General features: G+C 64.5%; 15 protein-coding genes. 6 read left to right on the forward strand and 9 right to left on the reverse strand.

Annotated features, from left to right (window positions below; translation table 11 throughout):
* Positions 1-187 precede the first annotated feature (187 nt).
* Entirely contained in the window at positions 188-1,450 is a 1,263-nt protein-coding gene (locus tag H7U20_RS25980; RefSeq protein ID WP_199762048.1) for an HlyD family secretion protein, read from the reverse strand.
* A 238-nt stretch (positions 1,451-1,688) separates the two neighbouring features.
* Here H7U20_RS25980 and H7U20_RS30550 point away from each other — a divergent pair, with 238 nt between their 5' ends.
* On the forward strand, positions 1,689-1,811 hold the full coding sequence (locus tag H7U20_RS30550; RefSeq protein WP_233411110.1) for a transposase domain-containing protein: 123 nt from the start codon (positions 1,689-1,691) through the stop codon (positions 1,809-1,811).
* Positions 1,774-2,466, forward strand: a complete 693-nt coding sequence (locus H7U20_RS25985; RefSeq protein WP_370593257.1) for a transposase — start codon at positions 1,774-1,776, stop codon at positions 2,464-2,466. Before H7U20_RS30550 ends, H7U20_RS25985 begins: the two co-directional genes overlap by 38 nt.
* Positions 2,467-2,571: 105 nt before the next feature.
* Here H7U20_RS25985 and H7U20_RS25990 read toward each other — a convergent pair whose 3' ends face one another.
* Positions 2,572-4,269 carry a dipeptidyl-peptidase 3 family protein gene (locus tag H7U20_RS25990; protein WP_199762049.1) on the reverse strand — a complete coding sequence of 566 codons (1,698 nt, stop codon included), beginning with the start codon at positions 4,267-4,269 and terminating at the stop codon, positions 2,572-2,574.
* A gap of 203 nt (positions 4,270-4,472) precedes the next feature.
* The gene (locus H7U20_RS25995; RefSeq protein WP_199762050.1) at positions 4,473-5,081 is read right to left on the reverse strand and encodes a short chain dehydrogenase; all 609 of its coding nucleotides are present in this window, start codon (positions 5,079-5,081) and stop codon (positions 4,473-4,475) included.
* Between the two features lie 106 nt (positions 5,082-5,187).
* On the opposite strand from H7U20_RS25995, the gene H7U20_RS26000 reads away from it, so the two are divergent.
* Positions 5,188-6,099 (forward strand): LysR family transcriptional regulator, encoded by a 912-nt coding sequence (locus H7U20_RS26000; RefSeq protein ID WP_199762051.1) that lies wholly within the window; start codon positions 5,188-5,190, stop codon positions 6,097-6,099.
* A 153-nt stretch (positions 6,100-6,252) separates the two neighbouring features.
* On the opposite strand, the gene H7U20_RS26005 is transcribed toward H7U20_RS26000, so the two are convergent.
* The 3 genes from H7U20_RS26005 to H7U20_RS26015 all read right to left on the reverse strand — a co-directional run bounded on the left by H7U20_RS26005 (position 6,253) and on the right by H7U20_RS26015 (position 10,587).
* Complete coding sequence (locus H7U20_RS26005) at positions 6,253-7,701, reverse strand: efflux transporter outer membrane subunit (RefSeq protein ID WP_233411101.1); 1,449 nt, start codon at positions 7,699-7,701, stop codon at positions 6,253-6,255.
* A gap of 73 nt (positions 7,702-7,774) precedes the next feature.
* On the reverse strand, positions 7,775-9,388 hold the full coding sequence (locus H7U20_RS26010; RefSeq protein ID WP_199762053.1) for a DHA2 family efflux MFS transporter permease subunit: 1,614 nt from the start codon (positions 9,386-9,388) through the stop codon (positions 7,775-7,777).
* Positions 9,389-9,399: 11 nt separating this feature from the next.
* Positions 9,400-10,587: an HlyD family secretion protein gene (locus H7U20_RS26015; protein WP_199762054.1), complete on the reverse strand. Its 1,188-nt coding sequence runs from the start codon at positions 10,585-10,587 to the stop codon at positions 9,400-9,402.
* A gap of 128 nt (positions 10,588-10,715) precedes the next feature.
* On the opposite strand from H7U20_RS26015, the gene H7U20_RS26020 reads away from it, so the two are divergent.
* From H7U20_RS26020 to H7U20_RS26030, 3 genes are all read left to right on the forward strand, one after another.
* Positions 10,716-11,501: a TetR/AcrR family transcriptional regulator gene (locus H7U20_RS26020; protein WP_199762055.1), complete on the forward strand. Its 786-nt coding sequence runs from the start codon at positions 10,716-10,718 to the stop codon at positions 11,499-11,501.
* A 37-nt stretch (positions 11,502-11,538) separates the two neighbouring features.
* Positions 11,539-11,721, forward strand: coding sequence for a hypothetical protein (locus H7U20_RS26025; protein WP_199762056.1), 183 nt, complete (start codon positions 11,539-11,541; stop codon positions 11,719-11,721).
* A 224-nt stretch (positions 11,722-11,945) separates the two neighbouring features.
* Positions 11,946-14,258 (forward strand): DUF6351 family protein, encoded by a 2,313-nt coding sequence (locus H7U20_RS26030; protein WP_199762057.1) that lies wholly within the window; start codon positions 11,946-11,948, stop codon positions 14,256-14,258.
* A 101-nt stretch (positions 14,259-14,359) separates the two neighbouring features.
* Here H7U20_RS26030 and H7U20_RS26035 read toward each other — a convergent pair whose 3' ends face one another.
* The 3 genes from H7U20_RS26035 to H7U20_RS26045 all read right to left on the reverse strand — a co-directional run bounded on the left by H7U20_RS26035 (position 14,360) and on the right by H7U20_RS26045 (position 17,889).
* Positions 14,360-15,085, reverse strand: a complete 726-nt coding sequence (locus H7U20_RS26035; RefSeq protein ID WP_199762058.1) for a retron system putative HNH endonuclease — start codon at positions 15,083-15,085, stop codon at positions 14,360-14,362.
* Complete coding sequence (locus H7U20_RS26040) at positions 15,082-16,446, reverse strand: AAA family ATPase (RefSeq protein WP_199762059.1); 1,365 nt, start codon at positions 16,444-16,446, stop codon at positions 15,082-15,084. Before H7U20_RS26040 ends, H7U20_RS26035 begins: the two co-directional genes overlap by 4 nt.
* 144 nt (positions 16,447-16,590) lie before the next feature.
* Complete coding sequence (locus H7U20_RS26045) at positions 16,591-17,889, reverse strand: citrate synthase family protein (RefSeq protein ID WP_199762060.1); 1,299 nt, start codon at positions 17,887-17,889, stop codon at positions 16,591-16,593.
* Positions 17,890-17,924 lie beyond the last annotated feature (35 nt).

Raw genomic sequence — 17,924 nt, forward strand, 5'->3', positions numbered from 1 at the left:
TACTTTCGTAAGTGCTTGAATGTAGACGGATCTATCGCCCGCTCCATTGTCGGTCAGGCAAAATTCGCCAGCTGTCGAGATGTGTATAAACCTATGCACTAAGGGTAGACGACGGCCAAAGCCAAACGACAGGTTGTGAAGGTGGTACATGGTATTCCTTCGGGAGTAAGCGAAGTCTTGCCAAGCGTTAAAATTTGCCAGTCAAACTGTAAAGTGGATCAAGCACCCACTCATAAAGTCGGCGTCGTTCCTGCAATATATCGGCATCGACAAGCATTCCGGCCTGCAAGGTCTGCTGTCTCCCATAGGCCATTAAGGTCTGGCGGGCCAGCTTGACGGTGATCCGATATAGCGGTTCGATACTGCCGTTCACAGTAGTTGGAATACCGTTGAGTTCGTTTCCCGATAGCGTGGCCCTCGATATAGATATGACGATGCCCTCAGCCTGGCCGAACTTCTGGTATGGATACGCTTGATAGCGCAAAAGTACACGGTCGTTTGGACGGATAAAGCCAATAGCCCGGCTAGGCGCGTACAGATGCGCCTGCAATAAGGCGCCGCGCGGTACAATACTTACTAAAGATTTGGCACCGTCAACGGTTTGTCCGCCGTCCACGGCAACAGCCGTGGCGACGCCACTCTCCGGCGCAGTCACCACAATGCGACGCTTTGCTTCGCTCTCTGTCCATTCTTGATCGAGACTGGCTAGTTGTCGCGCTATTTGTGCCAGTCGGCTTTGCTGGCGAAATGGAAGGCTAGTCTGCTCGGTTTGCTGAGCCAATAGTTCTCTTGCGACGGTGATTTGATCGCGCGCCAGCGCCTGCTGGCGACTGCGTTGATCAAGTAAGTCGGCTTGTTTTTGTTGCATCATTTCTTTGGAAATGAAACCTTGGCTTTGCAATTGGCTGGAGCGCTTGATCGCCTCCTCAGCTAGGTCGACTCGGCTCTGTTGCACAGCCAGTTGCACGACTATATTGGCATGCTCTGCTTGCAGGCCGTCGATTCGTTTCCGCAATGCAAACTCGTCCTCTTGGAGTACTTTCTTGGTTTGTTGCAGCTCTGCTCGCAATGACTGTTGGCGCAGGGATACTTGGCGACTAATGGAGGCTTGGATCTCCCCTTGGCCGGCGGTTTTGCGTTCACTCGAAACAATAAAGAGAAGGTCTCCTTGCCGAACCTCTTGGCCTTCGCTAACTCGCTTTTGAATCACAATGCCAGGCTGTGGTGTATATACCTTGATTACGCCGATATCCGGGGCCAGCTGCCCACTCACGCTACTACGTTTCGTGTAGCTTCCAAGTAGGAAAAATCCTCCAATTATCAAGATGAACGCGACTGCAACAGCAGTCAGCACAGCGAATGAAATTGGTCTAATCAAGACGACGTCGCCAAGCCATTTTATCCTGTTCGCGTTTACAGCTGCGGCACGAAAAAGTGATGATCTGCTCATGGGATTGACCTCACATTGACGCGCCGTCCCGATACGACGCAATCCTATCTTGGTCTATCCGCAATTAAATAAGTTGAAGCATGTCAAGATATTTGCTATTCAGGTTTCATGCCGTTTCGTGTGCAAATTGACATCGAGTATGGTGGGTGGCGTCGCCATTTTGTGATTCCAAGAGTTCCTGATCCGGTTAAGACGCCCGCCGGCACAGCAGGTTGTTTGGCTCGTCATCTCGTTGGCGTTGTACCGGCATATGTCGGTCAAGGAGATTGTCGGCAGCTTGGATTTGGCGTTGCCGGAATTGGCTGATCGCTGCATCACCCCCAGTGCGGCCACGCAGGCGCGTCGGCGATCTGATCCATAGCGGCCACAATCGCCATTTCCTCATTCCCGCGAAAACCAACACCAAGTGGACCGTCGTCGAAGGCGACGACGAGGACGCGCTGGTGGAAATGGTGATCTCGGCGCAGGCCCGCAAAGCCGATCCTGATTTGCCCAAGACATGGCGTGCACGGGCGGTGAGAGTCGATGACGGCGAAGGGGGCAAGCCACGCCATCTGCTCACTTCGCTCACCGACCACAAAACATTCAAGCGTGCCGATTTGGCGGCCTGTTACCAGCGGCGATGGCGCATCGAAACGAGCTACCGCGAACTGAAACAGTCCATGCTGGGATCGGCGCTGACCTTGCGCAGCATGAGCGTCGACGGCACCGAACAAGAGATCTGGGGGGCCATGATCGCCTACAATTTGATCCTCGTTGAAATGGCTAAGGCAGCACTCGATGCCAAATGCGCCCCCACCTCGATCAGCTTCATCTTGGCGCTGAGCACTATCCGGAACGAACCAATCATGATCGGACGAGCCACCGCACAGGGAAACATCCCGGCCAGGCTCAAGCGTCTGCGCGTGAGACTGGTGCTCGACCTGAAAGCACAACGACCCGGACGAACATTCGACCGGGTCGTTAAAGCGGTGGCGCAGCGATATCCAGAGAAACGACTCACTAAGAAAGCTTAACTTCGCGGCATTAGGGTCAGACTCCGAGGGGTCCGACCCTGGCTCTCTGCCGTTGGGTGGTTCGATCGCCGCAGCGCCTCGAACATGCTGGGGCGGCGGCGCCGCTTACTTGGCCAGCAGCGCCTTGGCGGTGGCGAAGGCCGGCCGGATGTCGTTCGGCACCGTCTTCATCTTGTCGAGGGCCTTTTGCACATCGGGACGGATCACCACGTACTTGACCATCATCGCCTTGGCGCGGGCGTAGTCGCCGGTCGCCTCGATGGTGAGGAACTCGCGGTCCAGGTCGATCACCGCCTGCTTGATCTTCTTGAAGTCGACCGCGAAGGTGCCGTCGCCGTGCGAGATGAAGCCGCCCTTGTCGAGCAGGTAGTTCATCTGGATCGCCATGCCGCGCGCGTGCGAGTCGGTCAGACCGAAATGCAGCGTGCGGAAGGCCGACGCCAGGAAGGTGGTGTAGAGCTTGCGCTCGGCCGCCTCGCCCTGGCCCAGCGTGCCCTTCAACTGGCCCTTGTCCATCATGTAGGACAGCGCGAACAGGCCGGTGATGTCGGCCTTGGCCTCCTCGATGGTCGAGTAGGCCTCCTTCAGATCCTGCCGCGGCGTCGATTCCTTGCCGCCGTTTTTGGTGAGGTGCGGACCGAGGCCATGGGTGATCTCGTGCGCCAGGATGTGGGTGAAGAAGGAGTCGAAGTCGAGATCCTTCTGGTCGGCCGGCTTCAGCACCAGCTTGGAGATCGGCGTCAAGGTCGATTTGAATTTCGCCTCCTGCACGTTCTTCAGCATCACCCGCTTGGAGCCGCGCTGGCTGATGATGCGCTCGTCGTTGGGCAGGTTGTAGGCGGCCGTCTGCACGCCCATGTTGCCGTCGCCGGCGCCGTACACCTGGTTGACCACCACCATCGGCGCCAGCGCGCCGACCTTGGCGTTGCGGTACTGCGCGTCGAGCGGCAGATTGTCCTCCAGCTCCTGCATGTGCTTGGCGAAGAAGTCCAGCTTCTGCGTCTCCTTCTGGTCGCGGATGTTCACATACGCCTCGAACGCGGCCTTGTAGCCGAACAGCTCGTCGTTGTAGGTCTCGTAGGGGCCGATGGTGATGTCGACCGGCGCGTCCAGGTCCATCCAGGCGAAATCGGAGGCCAGGTAATCGTTCGACAGGAAGGCGTCGGCGCGCAGGCCGAGGAATTTCTTCAACGAGGCGTTGTCGGTGGCGGCGGCCGCTTCGCGCAGCAGCGCGGCCAGCTGCGCCAGTTCGGGCTGGTACTCGTCCGAATATTTGACGATCTTGAACTTGCCGTCGGCGTCGTTGCGGATGGTGGTGAAGAACCACTGCGCCTGCTCCTTGTCGGCCGCCGGCAGCGCGTTCATCCACGCCTCCAGCGCCTCCTTGCCGGCGCCGGCCGGGTAGAAATTGCCGGCCTCCGGCTTCTTGGCCGGGATGGCGATGCCGGCCAGTTCGGCCGGCAGGAAGAGCTCGTGGCCGTCGAGGATGGACCAGGGTCCCTTGTTGAGCCAGAAGTAGTTCAAGCGCGCCTTGCCCAGCGGCGTCGTATCCTTTTTCAACGCGGCCCACAGCGCCTCGTTCTGCGACCAGCGCTGGCGCAGTTGCAGCACGTCGATCAGCTTGGCCGCCTCGATCAATTTGGCGATGGCCTTCTTGTCGCCGGCCGACAGCTTGGACGTGTCGGCCTTCAGCTCGACCGGCGCGTAGCGCGCGGCCATCTTGTTCAATTCGGCGACGCTGGCCGGCGCGGCGGCGGCGCTGCCGACAGCGGCCAACAGCAAGGGAAGCAGGAGTTTTTTCATGGGACCTTTGAGGGTGGATGGAATAGAAAAAGGCGGGCTCGTGGCCCGCCTTCGCGCCATGGGCGCTTATTGTAATCCAGGTCCATTGGCAAAACCCAACGGCGTGAAACTGGGGTCAGACCCCGCGGGGTCTGACCCCGGCTCTCCGCCTTTGGGTGATGTGGAAGCCCCCGGCGCCTTAACCGAACAGCGTCTACCTCGGCTTACCAGACGCGCAAGGTCTGGCCGCTCTGCGCGCCGTCGACGCTGCGGCTATAGGCCAGCGCCACGCGGCTGCCCTTGGCCGGCTCGAAGCCGATGAAGAAGGGGCCGTAGGTGTCCAGCGCCTCCTCCAGCACCGTCGGGCTGACCACGTTGATGCGCAGGCCGCGCTGCAGATCGATGGCGGCGCCGCGCACGAAGCCCTCCAGCGCGGCGTTGACCATGCTGGCGCCGCTGCCGCCACGGATCGGCTGCTCGCTGACGATGCCGCTGGTCAGGGTGATCGAACCGCCGTCGTTGAGGAACTCCTGCGCCACCAGGGCGACGTTGACCTGCCCCATCAATTTGCTGTCCAGGCCGACGCGGTACTGCTCCGGCGTGAACTCGGCCAGCGGCGCGAAGTGCAGCGTGCCGGCGGTGACCACCACGGCGTCGAACTTGCCGCTCTTGCCGGCCTCGGCGAACAGGCGGCGCACTTGGGCGATGTCGGCCATGTCGACCTGGTACTGGCCGCCCCTGCCGCCGACGCTGACGATCTGGTGGCGTTTGCCCAGTTCTTCTGCGACCGCCGTGCCGACGGTGCCGGTGGCGCCAATGATGAGTACTTTCATGAGACAGCTCCTCTGTGTTGGGATAAGTGCAAGCAGTATGAACTCATTCGTTTGAGGAATAAATGCGCTACCATGAACAACATTATTAACCCACAGTATGCAATCAATGGACAAGCTACGCAGCATGGCGGTCTTCGTCGCCGTGGTCGACGCCGGCAGTTTCACCGACGCGGCGAGCGCCTGCGCGATCTCGCCGGTCATGGTGGGCAAGCATATCGCGCAGCTGGAGGAGCGGCTGGGCGCCCGCCTGCTGACGCGCACCACGCGGCGCCAGAGCCTGACCGAGATCGGCCAGCAGTACGCCGAGCAGTGCCGCGCCATCCTGGCGCAGATCGCCGCCGCCGAGAGCGGCGCCGAGGCGATGCGCGCCGCGCCGCGCGGCCGCCTGAAGGTCACCGCGCCGGTCTCCTTCGGCAGCGAGTGGCTGGGGCCGGCGATGACCGACTACCTGGCCCGGCATCCCGAAGTGAGCCTGGACCTGAACCTGAACGACCGCACGGTCGACCTGGTCGACGAGGGCTACGACGCGGCCATCCGCATCGGCAAGCTGGGGGATTCGAGCATGGTGGCGCGCACCCTGTTCCCGTATGCGATGGTGATCTGCGCCGCGCCGGACTATCTGGCGCGCCGCGGCCGGCCACAGCGGCCGAGCGAGTTGGCCGGGCACGAATGCCTGGACTTCACGCCATGGCAGCACAGCCTGCGCTGGCGCCTGGACGGCAGCGACGGCGCGCAAACGATCCCGCCGGGCCGCTTCCGCTCCAACAACGGCCAGGCGCTGCGCATGGCGGCGCTGTGCGGCTTTGGCATCGTGATGCAGGCGGAGGTGCTGCTGGCGCAGGATATCGCCGCCGGCCGGCTGGTGCCGATTCTGCAGGAGTACCTGCCGACGCCGAAGCCGATGCACCTGGTGTATCCGCGCGACCGTCTGGCGACGCCCAAGCTGACCACCTTCATCGACTTCATGCTGGAACGCTTCGGGCCAGCGGCACGTTTGCCGCTGGCCTCTTCCGCGTGAGGGAACGGGCGGCGAACGCCGCCCGGGATAGGTACTGCACAAGCCGGCGGCAGGTCGGTAAACCCCAGCGGCGCACACCTGGGGTAGGACCCGCGGGGTCCGACCCCGGCTCTTCGCCCCGGGGGTTTCCCGCCGCCGCCGGCGAACTACTTTTTACTGCGCCTTGACGACGCCCTGCGTCGCCGCGGCCAGCGCCGGCGAGGCCTGCCAACCGGCGCCCAGCGAGCGCGCCACGGCCACCGTGGCCAGCAGGCGCTGGGTGTTGATCTGCGCGGCGGCGCGGTCGGCGCTCAGCGCGCTGCGCTGGGCGTCGGTGACGTCGAGATAGCTCGACACGCCACGCTCGTAGCGCGCCCGCGCCACCAGATAGGCGCGCGCCGAGGCCACCTGCGAGGCCGCCTGGGCCTGGCCCTGGCGCTGCCGCTGTTCGACGTCGGACAAGGCGTCCTCGACTTCGCGCAGCGCCGTCAACAGCTTGCCCTCGTGATTGGCGATGGCTTCCTCGTAGCGCGCCTTGGCCACGGCCAGGTTGGCGCGGTTGCGGCCGCCGTCGAAGATCGGCAGCGACAAAGCCAGCGGGCCGACGCTGAACTGGCGCGAAGCGCCCTTGGCCAGCTCGCGCAGATTCTCCGAAGCGAAGCCGAAATTGCTGGTCAGGCTGAGCGAAGGATAGAAGGCGCCTTCGGCCACGCCGATCTGCGCGTTGGCGGCGCGCAGGCCGGCCACGCTGCCGGCCAGGTCGGGCCGCTGCGCCAGCAGGCTGGCCGGCAGGCCGACCGGAATGGCCGGCGGCGGCGGCAAGGCGCTGCCCGCCGCAGCCGGCAATTGCAGCGTCGACGGCGAGGCGCCCACCAGGGTCGCCAGGCTGTGTTCGAGCAGATTGCGTTGACGCTGGATCTCATGCAGGTCGGCCTGGGCGTTGGCGCTCTCGATGCGGGCGCGCGAGACGTCCAACTCGTTCGACAAGCCGGCGTCGAAGCGCGCCGTGACCAGTTGCTCGCTCTCGTGGCGGGTCTCCAGCGCGCCGCGCAGGATGGCCAGCTCGGCGTCCATGCCGCGCAGCTGCCAGTAGGTGGTGGCCACCTGCGAGGACAGCAGCAGCAACACGCCGTCGCGGTCGGCCTCGGCCACCAGCGCCTGGGCATCGGAGGCTTCGACCAGGCGGCGCACGCGGCCCAGCAGGTCCAGCTCGTAGGACATCGAGGCGCCCAGCGTGTACTGGTTGCCCTCGATGGAACGGCCGCCCAGCGCCAGCGACTGCGAGGTGTTGGCCGAGGTGCGCGAGTTGGCCGCCGAGGTGCTGAGGTTGACCTGCACGCCCTGGCTGGCGCGGCTCACGCCCGATTGCGCCTGCGCCTGCAGCAGCCGCTGCGCGGCCGCCTTGACGCCGGGGTTGTCGCGCAGCGCGCTCTGTTCCAGACGGTTCAGCGACTCGTCGCCGAACACCGTCCACCATTGCGCCGGCAGACGGGCGGCGTCCTGCGCCTGGCCCGGCGCCTGGTGGCGGAAGCCCGCCTCGGCGTGCGCCGTCGGCGCGGCGAAGTCGGAACCGACGGTGGCACAGCCGGTCACTGCCAGCGCAACGGATGCGGCCAGTGTCATGCGTTTCAAACCTGTCAACATGGTGATTACCTCAGAATATTGTATAAATCGTTTTGCCGGTTTAGCGGCTGTTTCAATGCGCGCCGCCACCGCCGCCGCCGGAAGGTGCCTTGACCTTGTCCGAGAACCACAGCACGAAGATGCAGCCGAACAGCACCGCCGCCGTCAGGAAGAAGCCGTCGTTATAGGCCATCACATAGGCCTCGCGGCGGACGATGCCGTCGACCGCCTTGAGCGCCATGTCGGCGGCGCTGGTGGCGTCGAAGCCCTTGCCCATGAAGGATTGGGTCAGCGCGTCCAGGCGCTCGCGGGTGACGCTGGAGAAGCCGGTGACCGCCTCGCCCAGACGCTGCGAGTGGAAGTGCTCGCGGGTGCTCAGCGCGGTGGCCAGCAGGGCGATGCCGATCGAGCCGCCCAGGTTGCGCGTCATGTTGATCAGGCTCGAAGCCGACGGCATGTCCTTCGGCGTGATGCCGTTCATGGCGAAGTTCGACAGCGTCAGCATGACGAAGGGCTGGCCGATGGCGCGCACCACCTGCGACAGCAGCAGCTGGTCGTAGCCGGTGCTGGCGTCCATGTAGGCGTTCATCAGGCAGGAGCCGCCGAACAGCAGCAGGCCGAAGGTGCACAGGATGCGGTTGTCCACCTTGGACGACAGCTTGGCCACGAAAGGCATGATGAACAGCTGCGGCAGGCCGGACCACATGATGACCTCGCCGATCTGCATCGGCGAGTAGCCGGCGATCTGGCCCAGGTACAGCGGCAGCAGGAACGAGGAGCCGTACAGGCCCATGCCCATCGCCGCCGACAGCGCGGTGGCGGCGAGGAAGTTGCGCTTGCCGTACAGGCCCAGATTGACGAAGGGCTGGCTGCGCGTGGTGCTGGTGATGGCCCAACCCAGCAGGCCGACGATGGCCAGCGCGGCGAAGGTGATGATGAACAGGGAGTCGAACCAGTCCTTCGAATTACCCTCTTCCAGGAACACGGTGAGGCTGCCCAGGCCGACGGCCATGAAGCCGATGCCCAGCCAGTCGGCCTTGAACAATTGCTCAAGCTGGAGCTTTTCCCGCTCCAGGCCATAGGCGATACCGCCGATCAGCAGCAGGCCCGGCACCCAGTTGATGTAGAAGATCGACGGCCAGCCGTAGATCTCGCTCAGGTAGCCGCCGAAGGTCGGCCCCATCGACGGCGCCAGCGTGGCCGTCAAGCCGAAGATGGCCATGCCGGTGGCGCGCTTGGAGGCCGGGAGCTTGGCCATCACCAGGGTCATCGCCATCGGGATCAACGCGCCGCCGGTGAAGCCCTGCATCATGCGGAAGGCGATCATGCTCGGCAGGTTCCAGGCGAAGCCGCACAAGGTCGAGAACAGCAGGAACAGCGCGGTGGTGCCCATCATGTAACCGCGCATGGTGAACACGCGGGTCAGCAGGGCCGTCATCGGGATGACGACGATCTCGGCCACCAGGTAGGCGGTGGCGATCCAGGAGCCCTCCTCCTGCGTCGCCGACAGCGAGCCGAGGATGTCCTTCAGCGAGGAGTTGGTGATCTGGATGTCGAGCACCGCCATGAAGGCGCCCAACATGCCGGCGGCGACCGCCAGCCAGGTGCGCATCGAGACGTGCTCGCCCACCATCGGCGGGCCGAGCGGCTTGGCGCCGGGCGGCAAAGTCTGCGTGGTGCTCGTCATCGCGGCGCTCCTTAGTGTGCCGCAGTTGCCGTCGGTGCCGCCGCCGTCGCGACTGTCTTACCGTGCTCGCCCTGGTTGACTTCCACTTCGGCCAGCGCCGACATGCCCGGCACCAGACGGCCGTTCATGGCCTTGATGTCCTCCGGCTTGAAGACGATCTTGACCGGCACGCGCTGGACGATCTTGGTGAAGTTGCCGGTGGCGTTATCGGCCGGCAGCAGGGCGAACTGGGCGCCCGAGGCCGGCGCGAAGCTGTCGACGGTGCCGACCAGGGTTTTGCCCGGCATGGCGTCGATCTTCACGCTGACCTGCTGGCCCGGCTGCAGTTCGGCCAGTTGGGTTTCCTTGAAGTTGGCGGTCAGCCAAACGTTCTGCTGCACGATGGCGGTCAGCTGCTGGCCCGGCTGGATGCGCTGGCCCACCTCGAGCGAGCGCTTGCCGATGCGGCCGGCGACCGGCGCGACGATGCGGTTGTAGGCAAGCTGCTGCTGGGCGTCCTTCAACTGCACGCGCAGCACGTTGACCTGGGCCTTGAACACGTCGCGCGAGGCGCCGGCGGCGCCGATCTGCGCCTTGGCGGCGCCGGCGTTGTCGCGCTTGGCGGCGAGGTCGGCGACGGCGCTGGAGCGGCCGGCGTTGGCGGCGTCCAGCTCGGCCTTGGAGACGGCCTTCATCTGGCTGTTGTACAACTGGCCGTAGCGCTCGGCGTCCTGCCTGGCGCGCAGCAGCTGGGCTTCCGACTGCGCCACCTGGGCGCCGGCGGCGCTGGCCTGGGCCTGCACCTGGGCGATCTGCGCCTCGGCCTGCACCACCTGCTGCTCGGCGCTGGCGATCTGCGCCTGGATCTGTTCGACCTTGACCTGCTGGTCGACCGGGTCCAGTTCGGCGATGACGTCGCCCTCCTTGACCAGCTGGTTGTCCTCGATCAGCACGCGGGTGACCACGCCGGCGACGCGCGACGATACCGGATGGACGTGGCCGGAGATGTAGGCGTTCTCCGTCTCGACGAAATTATGGCTGCGATACCACATGCGGCCGCCGGCCAGCAACGCGGCCACGCCGATCACCCCGGCGATGACCAGCATGCGGCGGTTCGGCGCGGCGGCGGGCGCGGTGGCGGCGGCGGCGGGATTCGGGACTGGCGCCGGTGGTACGGCGCTAAGCACTTTTTGTTCTGCTTGGTTGTGCTGGGTGGACATTCGGCGCTCCAGAAATGAAATGGGATAGGTTCATTATTCGCCAAAAGATGCGCCAAGTCAAGAAATGAAACGATTGCATTTCATTTCCAATTGGACTACATTATCGTCATCCACTACCATTGCAAGCAATGAACACAAACGCCTCCCCCAAGCCAGCCGAACTTGCGCCCGAACTTGCGCCCGAACCTGCGCCCGCATTTGCGTCCGCACCCGCGCCCGCCACCCCGGTCGCGCTGTCCGCGCAGGCCGCCAACGACCTGGAGCTGAGCTGTCTGGGCAAAGCCGCCGGCCGGCCGCGCGCCGCCGACAAGGAGGCCCGCCTGGAGAGCCTGCTGCACACCGCCGCCTTCCTGTTCCTGGAAAAAGGTTACGGCAAGGTCAGCCTGGAAATGATCGCCCGCGAAGCCCATGTCGCCGTGCGCACCATCTACGTCAAGTTCGGCGGCAAGGCCGGCCTGCTCAACGCCGTCATCGCCAAGGGCCGGGCGCGCTACTTCTCCGGCATGAGCAGCATGGAGACCGACACCCGGCCGATCGAGGAGATCCTGCTCGACTTCTCGCTGCGCTTCGTCGACCTGGTCTCGGTGCCCTCCTTCGTCAGCCTGCACCGCATGGTCATCGCCGAGGCCAAGACCACGCCGGAGCTGGCCACCACCTTCAACCAGGCCGGCCCGCTGCAGACCCGCGAACTGCTGTCGCGCCTGTTCGCCCGGCCCGACATCAAGGCCCAGCTGCGCAGCGAGCTGCCGCCCGAGATGCTGGCCGTGCACCTGATCAACTGCATCCTCGGCGACCAGCTGACCCGCCTGCTGTTCCCGCCCACCCCGCCGCCCAGCAGCGAGGAAAAGTTGCGCCGGGTCAAAGACGGGCTGGATTTGTTCTTCAACGGTGTTCTGCGCAGAGGAACAATGTAATTTATGCCATACTGCCCCTTTAACAAAAGGAGGCCGTATGAGCACCATCAACCGTCTCGAATGGAGCAGGCAGATCAGCCTGCTCAACGAAACCATCAAGACCTTCCAGGCCGACCCCAGCCCCGCCCAGCTGGAGGCGGCGATCCGCCAGATGCAGTCCTACGCCGAGGCGGCCCGCCTGGGCGGCATCGAAATCCCGCAGCGCTTCACCGTCAACTAGCCCGCCCGGCCGGCGCCCGCCGGAGCGGGAGCGGGCGACACACAGCGCCGGAAAAAGTCACATTCCGTTAGATAGTTTCCACAGAAGTGTTGCTTTAGACAAAATCATTGCCTGATGCAATACCTAATCTGTCAATATTGTTGCTTGCGTTGCTGGACGCCTATTTCCCTTGAAGAAACAGGCGGCACGGCGCGAGAACATTCCGACTATCCAATGGAAATTACATGTCCGACAAAAACCTCAGGAAGTACGCACTCGCCGCCATCGCCGGCGCGGCCGCCACGCTGCTCGCCGGTTGCGGCAACAACCCCAACGACCACGGCGACAACAAGGCCGCCCCCGGCATCACCCTGCTGTCGTCCAAGGCCGACTACGTCACCGGCGGCGACGCCCTGGTCGACATCACCCTGCCCGAGATCGTCGGTTCCGCCACGCCGACCCTGCACGTGCTGCTCAACGGCGACGAGGTGGGCGGCGCCTTCCGCCCCGACCCGGCCAACCCCGGGCACCTGATCGGCTTGGTGGCCAACATGAAGCCCGGCGCCAACATCCTGAGCAGCAGCTACGGCGGCGACAGCGCCACCGTCCAGCTGAGCAACTACCCGCTCAGCGGGCCGATGCTGTCCGGCCCGCAAACCACGCCCTACAACTGCCAGACCCAGGACTTCGCGCTGCCCGACGGCAGCAAGCTGGGCGCCGCCAGCGACGCCGCCTGCTCGGCGCCGACCAAGGTGCAATACCTGTACCGCTCGACGGCCGGCGGCGCGCTCAAGCCGCTGCCGGCCGGCGCCGCCCCGCCGGCCGACGTCGCCACGACCACCACCAGCGCCGGCGCCAGCGTGCCCTTCGTGGTGCGGGTCGAGACCGGCACCATGAACCGCGGCATCTACCAGAACGCCATCCTGTTCAACCCGGCCAAGGACAGCGCGCCGACGCCGCTGACGCCGCCGCCCGGCTGGAACAAGCGGCTGATCGCCGTGCACGGCAGCGGCTGCTCGTCCGGCTGGTATGTGCAGGGCGCGGCGATGGGCGTCAGCCCCTACACCGGCACCTACCTGACCCGCCTGGGCGAGGGCTACGCCGTCTTCACCAACACCCTGAACCACCCGACCAACAGCTGCAACGCCACCGTCGCCGGCGAGACCACCATGATGGGCAAGGAGCGCTTCATCGAGACCTTCGGCGTGCCGGCCTTCACCGTCAGCGTCGGCAGCTCCGGCGGCGCCTACACCAGCGAGCAGGTGGCCGACGCCTTCCCCGGCCTGTTCGACGGCGTCTTCATCGACGCCACCTTCCCCGACGCGCTGGCCATCGCCATGTCGTCGATGGACGACAAGCTGCTCAACCACTACTACACCTCCAACCAGTCCGGCCTGGTCGGCGAAAGCCAGATGGTCGGCGTGTCCGGCCACAAGTCGAGCCGCGCCTGGTACGACATGGCGGTGCAGTCGGGCCGCACCGACCCGGTCTCCGGCCGGGTCGAGACCATCCCCACCACCGGCTCCTTCGGCGGCCCCTACCTGGCCGGCGCCTTCAACGCCGCCGTGCCGGCGGCGCAGCATTGGGACGCGCTCACCAATCCGCGCGGCGCCCGCGCCACCGTGTTCGACATCAACCGCAACGTCTACGGCATCGACGCCAAAGGCTACGCCTTGCGCCCCTTCGACAACGTCGGCGTGCAGTACGGCCTGGCCCAGCTCAACGACGGCAGCATCACGCCCGACCAGTTCCTCGACCTGAACCAGAAGGTCGGCGGCTACGACGGCGACGGCAATTACACCGCCGCCCGCACGGTCGGCGACGCCGGCGCCATCAAGCGCGCCTACCAGTCCGGCCTGCAGCTGGCCGGCGGCGGCGGCCTGGCGGCGATCCCCGTGTTCGATCTGTCCTACATCTACGACGAGGACAACTTCTTCCACTACCAGTGGTTCCACTTCGCCGTGCGCGAGCGCCTGCTCAAGGCCAACGGCGACACCAAGAACCACGTGATGTGGCGCGGCGGGATCAGCTTCGCCGACCTGTTCGGCCAGACCACGCCCGGCATGGCCGAACGCGCCGCCGTCAACGCCAAGGCGCAGGCCGACGGCTGGGCCGCCTTCATCAAATGGGTCGCCGCCTACAAGGCCGACAAGGGCGCCGGCTCGCAGCGCGACAAGATGCTGGCGCAGAAGCCGGCCGAGGCGGTCGACGGCTGCTTCACCAATTCGACCAGTCCGCAGTTCCTCGCGCAGACTCAAACGCTGGGCAGCGGCGGCGCGGCCGGCAGCTGCAACGCGCTGTGGCCGTCCTGGAGCTTCGCCCGCGCCCAGGCCGGCGGCCCGCTCGCGGCGGACAAACTGAAATGCGAGTTGAAACCGGTCGCCGCCGGCGACTACAAGGTCGCCTTCGACGCCGCCCGCCTGGCGCGCCTGAACGCCATCTTCCCCAACGGCGTGTGCGACTGGAGCAAGCCGGGCGTCAACCAGACCGCGCTGGTGCCCTACGCCTCGTTCGGGCCGTCGCCGGTGAACCCGGTGTTCGACATCGGCAAGCCGTAGGCTGGAAAAGAAGAACTGCCTGCAGTCGAATCCTGCGCAAGCTGGGAATCCATGCGATACGAAAAAGTAAAGCCTGGCTTCCCGCCTGCTTTTGATGGAGACTAAACGAGTCGTGCAGCGTGCTGACGTAGCGCCTGCTCGGCAAGCGGACCGAAAAACTGGCGGGTCTGACTAAAAAATCTGTTCAGCCGCCGGTTCACAGGCACAAGATCGATGGCGGCCAAATCAATCAGGCTCCAACCTTTTTCCGCGTGCTCCTGGAATAGTTCATCAAGCTCGTCCCACCATTTACGTCGCAAAGTGACCAGGTATGGACTGTTCAGATTCAGGATATCGATCGTGTATTGAGCCCTGTCTGTCTCACGCGCGTCCAACGCTTTGGCGGGCAGAGCACGGCCATCGGACACATAGGCAAAAAAACGATGACAGTCGGCCTGATGGCAAGAGACAAATCGCACCATGTCACAGGCAGCCTGTTTGCCAGGCGCATGGCCGCCAAACAGCTCGTCGCCCCGTGCCTTGAAAGCCCGCAGATCATTTTCGCTTGCAAGGGCGCTGGCGGCGAGATTGGCATAGTCAAAGGTGCGTGGCGGGTTCTGGCTTTTGTTCTCGACATGCTCGATGTGGAAACCCAGCCCCTCTTGATCCGCAGGCAGTTCGCTGTAACAGCACAAGTGGTATTGCTCGTCCAGCAGCGACTCCATCAAGGACGGCTTGTGAGCAAAACCGCGCCAGCGGCTGCTCGCCTCGCCCGCTGTCTGCGGTGGATTGGCGTGCGATTGGCACAGGAAATGGCCGCCATCACCTTGTTTGGCAATCGGCCTCACCCCTTCAATACCTCTTGGCGATGAATGCTGCGCTTCAAGCGCTGCAATTGAGGATGCTGCTCGCCCAAAGCGGCGTTCAAGTTCCGCATGAGCTGAACTGCCTCGGGGCTTTGATACACCCCTTGATCCACCCATTCGGTCAGGCGTTGCAGGTCGACCTTTTCCACCACTGGTGGTTGCGGATCGACCATCATCACGCTTTGCAGCACATCGCCGCTAGGTTCGCCATATGTCATTGCCAATGGCGGAGCGGCGATAATCCTGCCGTCGACATCCGGCCCAACAACGCGAATATTTTCTCGTTTGACGGTGCTGAGTACCTGAGGACTGTGAGTCGTGACGATGAATTGCGTGTTGGGGAAAGTTCGCATCAAGTCCGCCAGCACCTGTTGTTGCCAGGACGGGTGCAGATGCAGATCCACTTCGTCGATCAATGCGATGGCAGGAAGGTTCAAGGCGCTCAGGTTCTGCATCCCGTCGCGTACCACGCGGCCGTTCGCTTGCGCCATACGCCTGGCCAGATCCATGACCAAGCCCAATACGACGCGATACCCATCACTCAGTTGATTGATGCGCAAAGTGCGAGTGACGCCATCGGGCATCAAACGGTCGATGACAAACCGCAGCGGGCGGATTTCAGTGCGAGGACGACTAAAGCCCACTGGCAGCATGCGCACAATGGCACTACGCACCGCCGTCAATTCGACATGCTGATAATCGAAATCGCGCCGTGAATCCCGCTCGCGGCGCTCCTCATCCTCCATCGCATTGAACCACTCGAAAGCCGCGCGAAAGCGCGAGTCGGGTTGCAGCGCATCGGCCATGGCATCGAAGCGCGAGAAATTCTTTTTGAAGCCGCGACGACGCTGCACCTCTTCCCGTATGGCGCGATTGGTACCGTAATAGGCGATGACGGGCAGGAAATAGGCCTCCCCATTGTTCTCGGCCTGAACCAGCTTGAGCGTGAAGTCATCCAATTCCTTGAAGCCACGACTCATCAGAGCCTCGTGTTCTTCAGAGAGCAACTGCTTGATGACCGAGCTAGTGACAGCGCCGTCGCGCTTGCGCCCGGTCGCCCAGACAATGGGAGACCCATCACGGCTCGACGCCTCCCAGCCGAGAAGCATGTAGGGCGCACGGTACTCGCCATCGGCGACGCGCAGGTCGATGTCTTTCACTGCCCGGCCGACAATACCGGGCAGCTTGGTCAGATAGCGGCCAAAGCCTATGGCAATCGCATCGAGGATTGCCGTTTTACCGGCGCCATTTTCCGCGATAATGACCGTTAGCTTCGGATCAAAATCAACCACCAACTCCTCGAAGCAGCGAAAGTTACGCAGATGGATACGATTTAGTTTCATAAAATTTCTTCAGGCCGCTCGGTCATTTTAACTATTGTAACTGCTGGTGAACCGCACAACAAAAGCGCAGCAGCAAGGCAGGCTTCAGCACCCTATCGACCAGCGCTGATGCCAGCCCGTCGGATTGAATGCGCAAGTTGTGGGCTAATCGGCCTCGAAACGGCCGACGTAGCGGGCGCGCGGACGGATCATCGCGCCCTCCGCGCGCTGCTCGGCGACGTGGGCGATCCAGCCGGCCGAGCGGGCCAGCGCGAACAGCACCGGCCCGGCGCTGGGCGCCAGGTTGTAGGCCGATTCCAGCGCGGCCAGCGCGAAGTCGGCGTTCGGCTCGGCGCCCAGCTGGCGCCTGACGATCTCGCCGGCCGCCAAAATCGCCGCCACCCGCGGCCGCTCGGCCGGCATGCGCCGCAGCAGGTAGCTGGCGCGCGGATCGCCGGCCGGATACAGCGGATGCGCAAAGCCGGGCACGTCGTTGCCCAGCGCACGGCAATGCGCCACCAAGTAGGCTTCCATGTCGGGCGCCGACAGCGCCGCCTCGAGCATGCGGCGCGCCAGCACGCTGTGGCCGCCGTGCTCGCGGCCGGACAAGGCGCCCAGGCCGGCGCTCAGGGCGCTGATCAGGCTCGCGCCGGTCGAGGCGACACAGCGCACCGTGAAGGTCGAGGTGTTCAGGTCGTGGTCGGCCAGCAGCACCAGCGCGGCGCGGATCAACTCGGCGCCGCCGGCGTCCACCTCCCAGGCCCGCGCCAGTTGCAGATGCAGCGGCGCCGACGACACCTCGCCGCGCAGCAGCAAGGCGGCCAACAAGCGCATCAACTGCGCGCCGGTTTGATGGAAGCCCGCCGTATCGGCCAAAGCCACAGCCATAACCGCGACCGCAGTTGCGCCGTTGCCGTCGCCACCCTCGCCCTCGCCCTCGCCCTCACCCTCGTCCGTCGGCCGCGTCGGCTCGGCGCAGCCGGGCACCGCGTTGGCGAGCAGGGGCAGCAGCGCCTGCGCGCGTTCCAGCGGCACCATGCCCGCCGCCAGCGTATCCAGGCTGCGCATCAATTCGGCCGGAGCCGCGCGGCACTCGTCGGCGAAATAGTCCCGCCCTTCCTCGCCCCACAACAAACGCGCGGTGCTCTCCAGGCTGGCCCGCTCGGCCAGCGCCAGGGCGTCGTGGCCGCGATAGTGCAGCTGGCCACCGTCGATGCGCGAAATGCGCGTCTCCAGCACCGGCACGCCCCAGTTGATGGCGCCCGCCACAGTGTGGCCGGCGCGCTTGCCGTCGGCGCGCCGCGCCGCCAGCCGCAGCACCGCCTCGCCCGCGTAGCGCTTGCTGCGCGAGGGTCCGCTCGCCGCGCTCGACGACAGCAGGCCGCGACTGACGTAGGAATACAAGGTCGGCAGGCTGACGCCCAGCAGTTTCGCCGCTTCGGCGGCTGACAGTTCTTTCTTCATGCAGCGATTGTAGCCCCATCGACCTTGATTGCCGC

The organism is Rugamonas violacea, assembly GCF_016461825.1.
In the GTDB taxonomy this organism is placed as follows: Bacteria; Pseudomonadota; Gammaproteobacteria; order Burkholderiales; family Burkholderiaceae_D; genus Rugamonas.

Excerpts from the sequence above, each read along its gene's own strand:
- H7U20_RS25980 (WP_199762048.1), bottom strand. The coding sequence starts at position 1,450 with ATGAGCAGATCATCACTTTTTCGTGCCGCAGCTGTAAACGCGAACAGG.
- H7U20_RS25990 (WP_199762049.1), bottom strand. The coding sequence starts at position 4,269 with ATGAAAAAACTCCTGCTTCCCTTGCTGTTGGCCGCTGTCGGCAGCGCC.
- H7U20_RS25995 (WP_199762050.1), bottom strand. The coding sequence starts at position 5,081 with ATGAAAGTACTCATCATTGGCGCCACCGGCACCGTCGGCACGGCGGTC.
- H7U20_RS26000 (WP_199762051.1), top strand. The coding sequence starts at position 5,188 with ATGGACAAGCTACGCAGCATGGCGGTCTTCGTCGCCGTGGTCGACGCC.
- H7U20_RS26005 (WP_233411101.1), bottom strand. The coding sequence starts at position 7,701 with ATGACACTGGCCGCATCCGTTGCGCTGGCAGTGACCGGCTGTGCCACC.
- H7U20_RS26010 (WP_199762053.1), bottom strand. The coding sequence starts at position 9,388 with ATGACGAGCACCACGCAGACTTTGCCGCCCGGCGCCAAGCCGCTCGGC.
- H7U20_RS26015 (WP_199762054.1), bottom strand. The coding sequence starts at position 10,587 with ATGTCCACCCAGCACAACCAAGCAGAACAAAAAGTGCTTAGCGCCGTA.
- H7U20_RS26020 (WP_199762055.1), top strand. The coding sequence starts at position 10,716 with ATGAACACAAACGCCTCCCCCAAGCCAGCCGAACTTGCGCCCGAACTT.
- H7U20_RS26025 (WP_199762056.1), top strand. The coding sequence starts at position 11,539 with ATGAGCACCATCAACCGTCTCGAATGGAGCAGGCAGATCAGCCTGCTC.
- H7U20_RS26030 (WP_199762057.1), top strand. The coding sequence starts at position 11,946 with ATGTCCGACAAAAACCTCAGGAAGTACGCACTCGCCGCCATCGCCGGC.
- H7U20_RS26040 (WP_199762059.1), bottom strand. The coding sequence starts at position 16,446 with ATGAAACTAAATCGTATCCATCTGCGTAACTTTCGCTGCTTCGAGGAG.
- H7U20_RS26045 (WP_199762060.1), bottom strand. The coding sequence starts at position 17,889 with ATGAAGAAAGAACTGTCAGCCGCCGAAGCGGCGAAACTGCTGGGCGTC.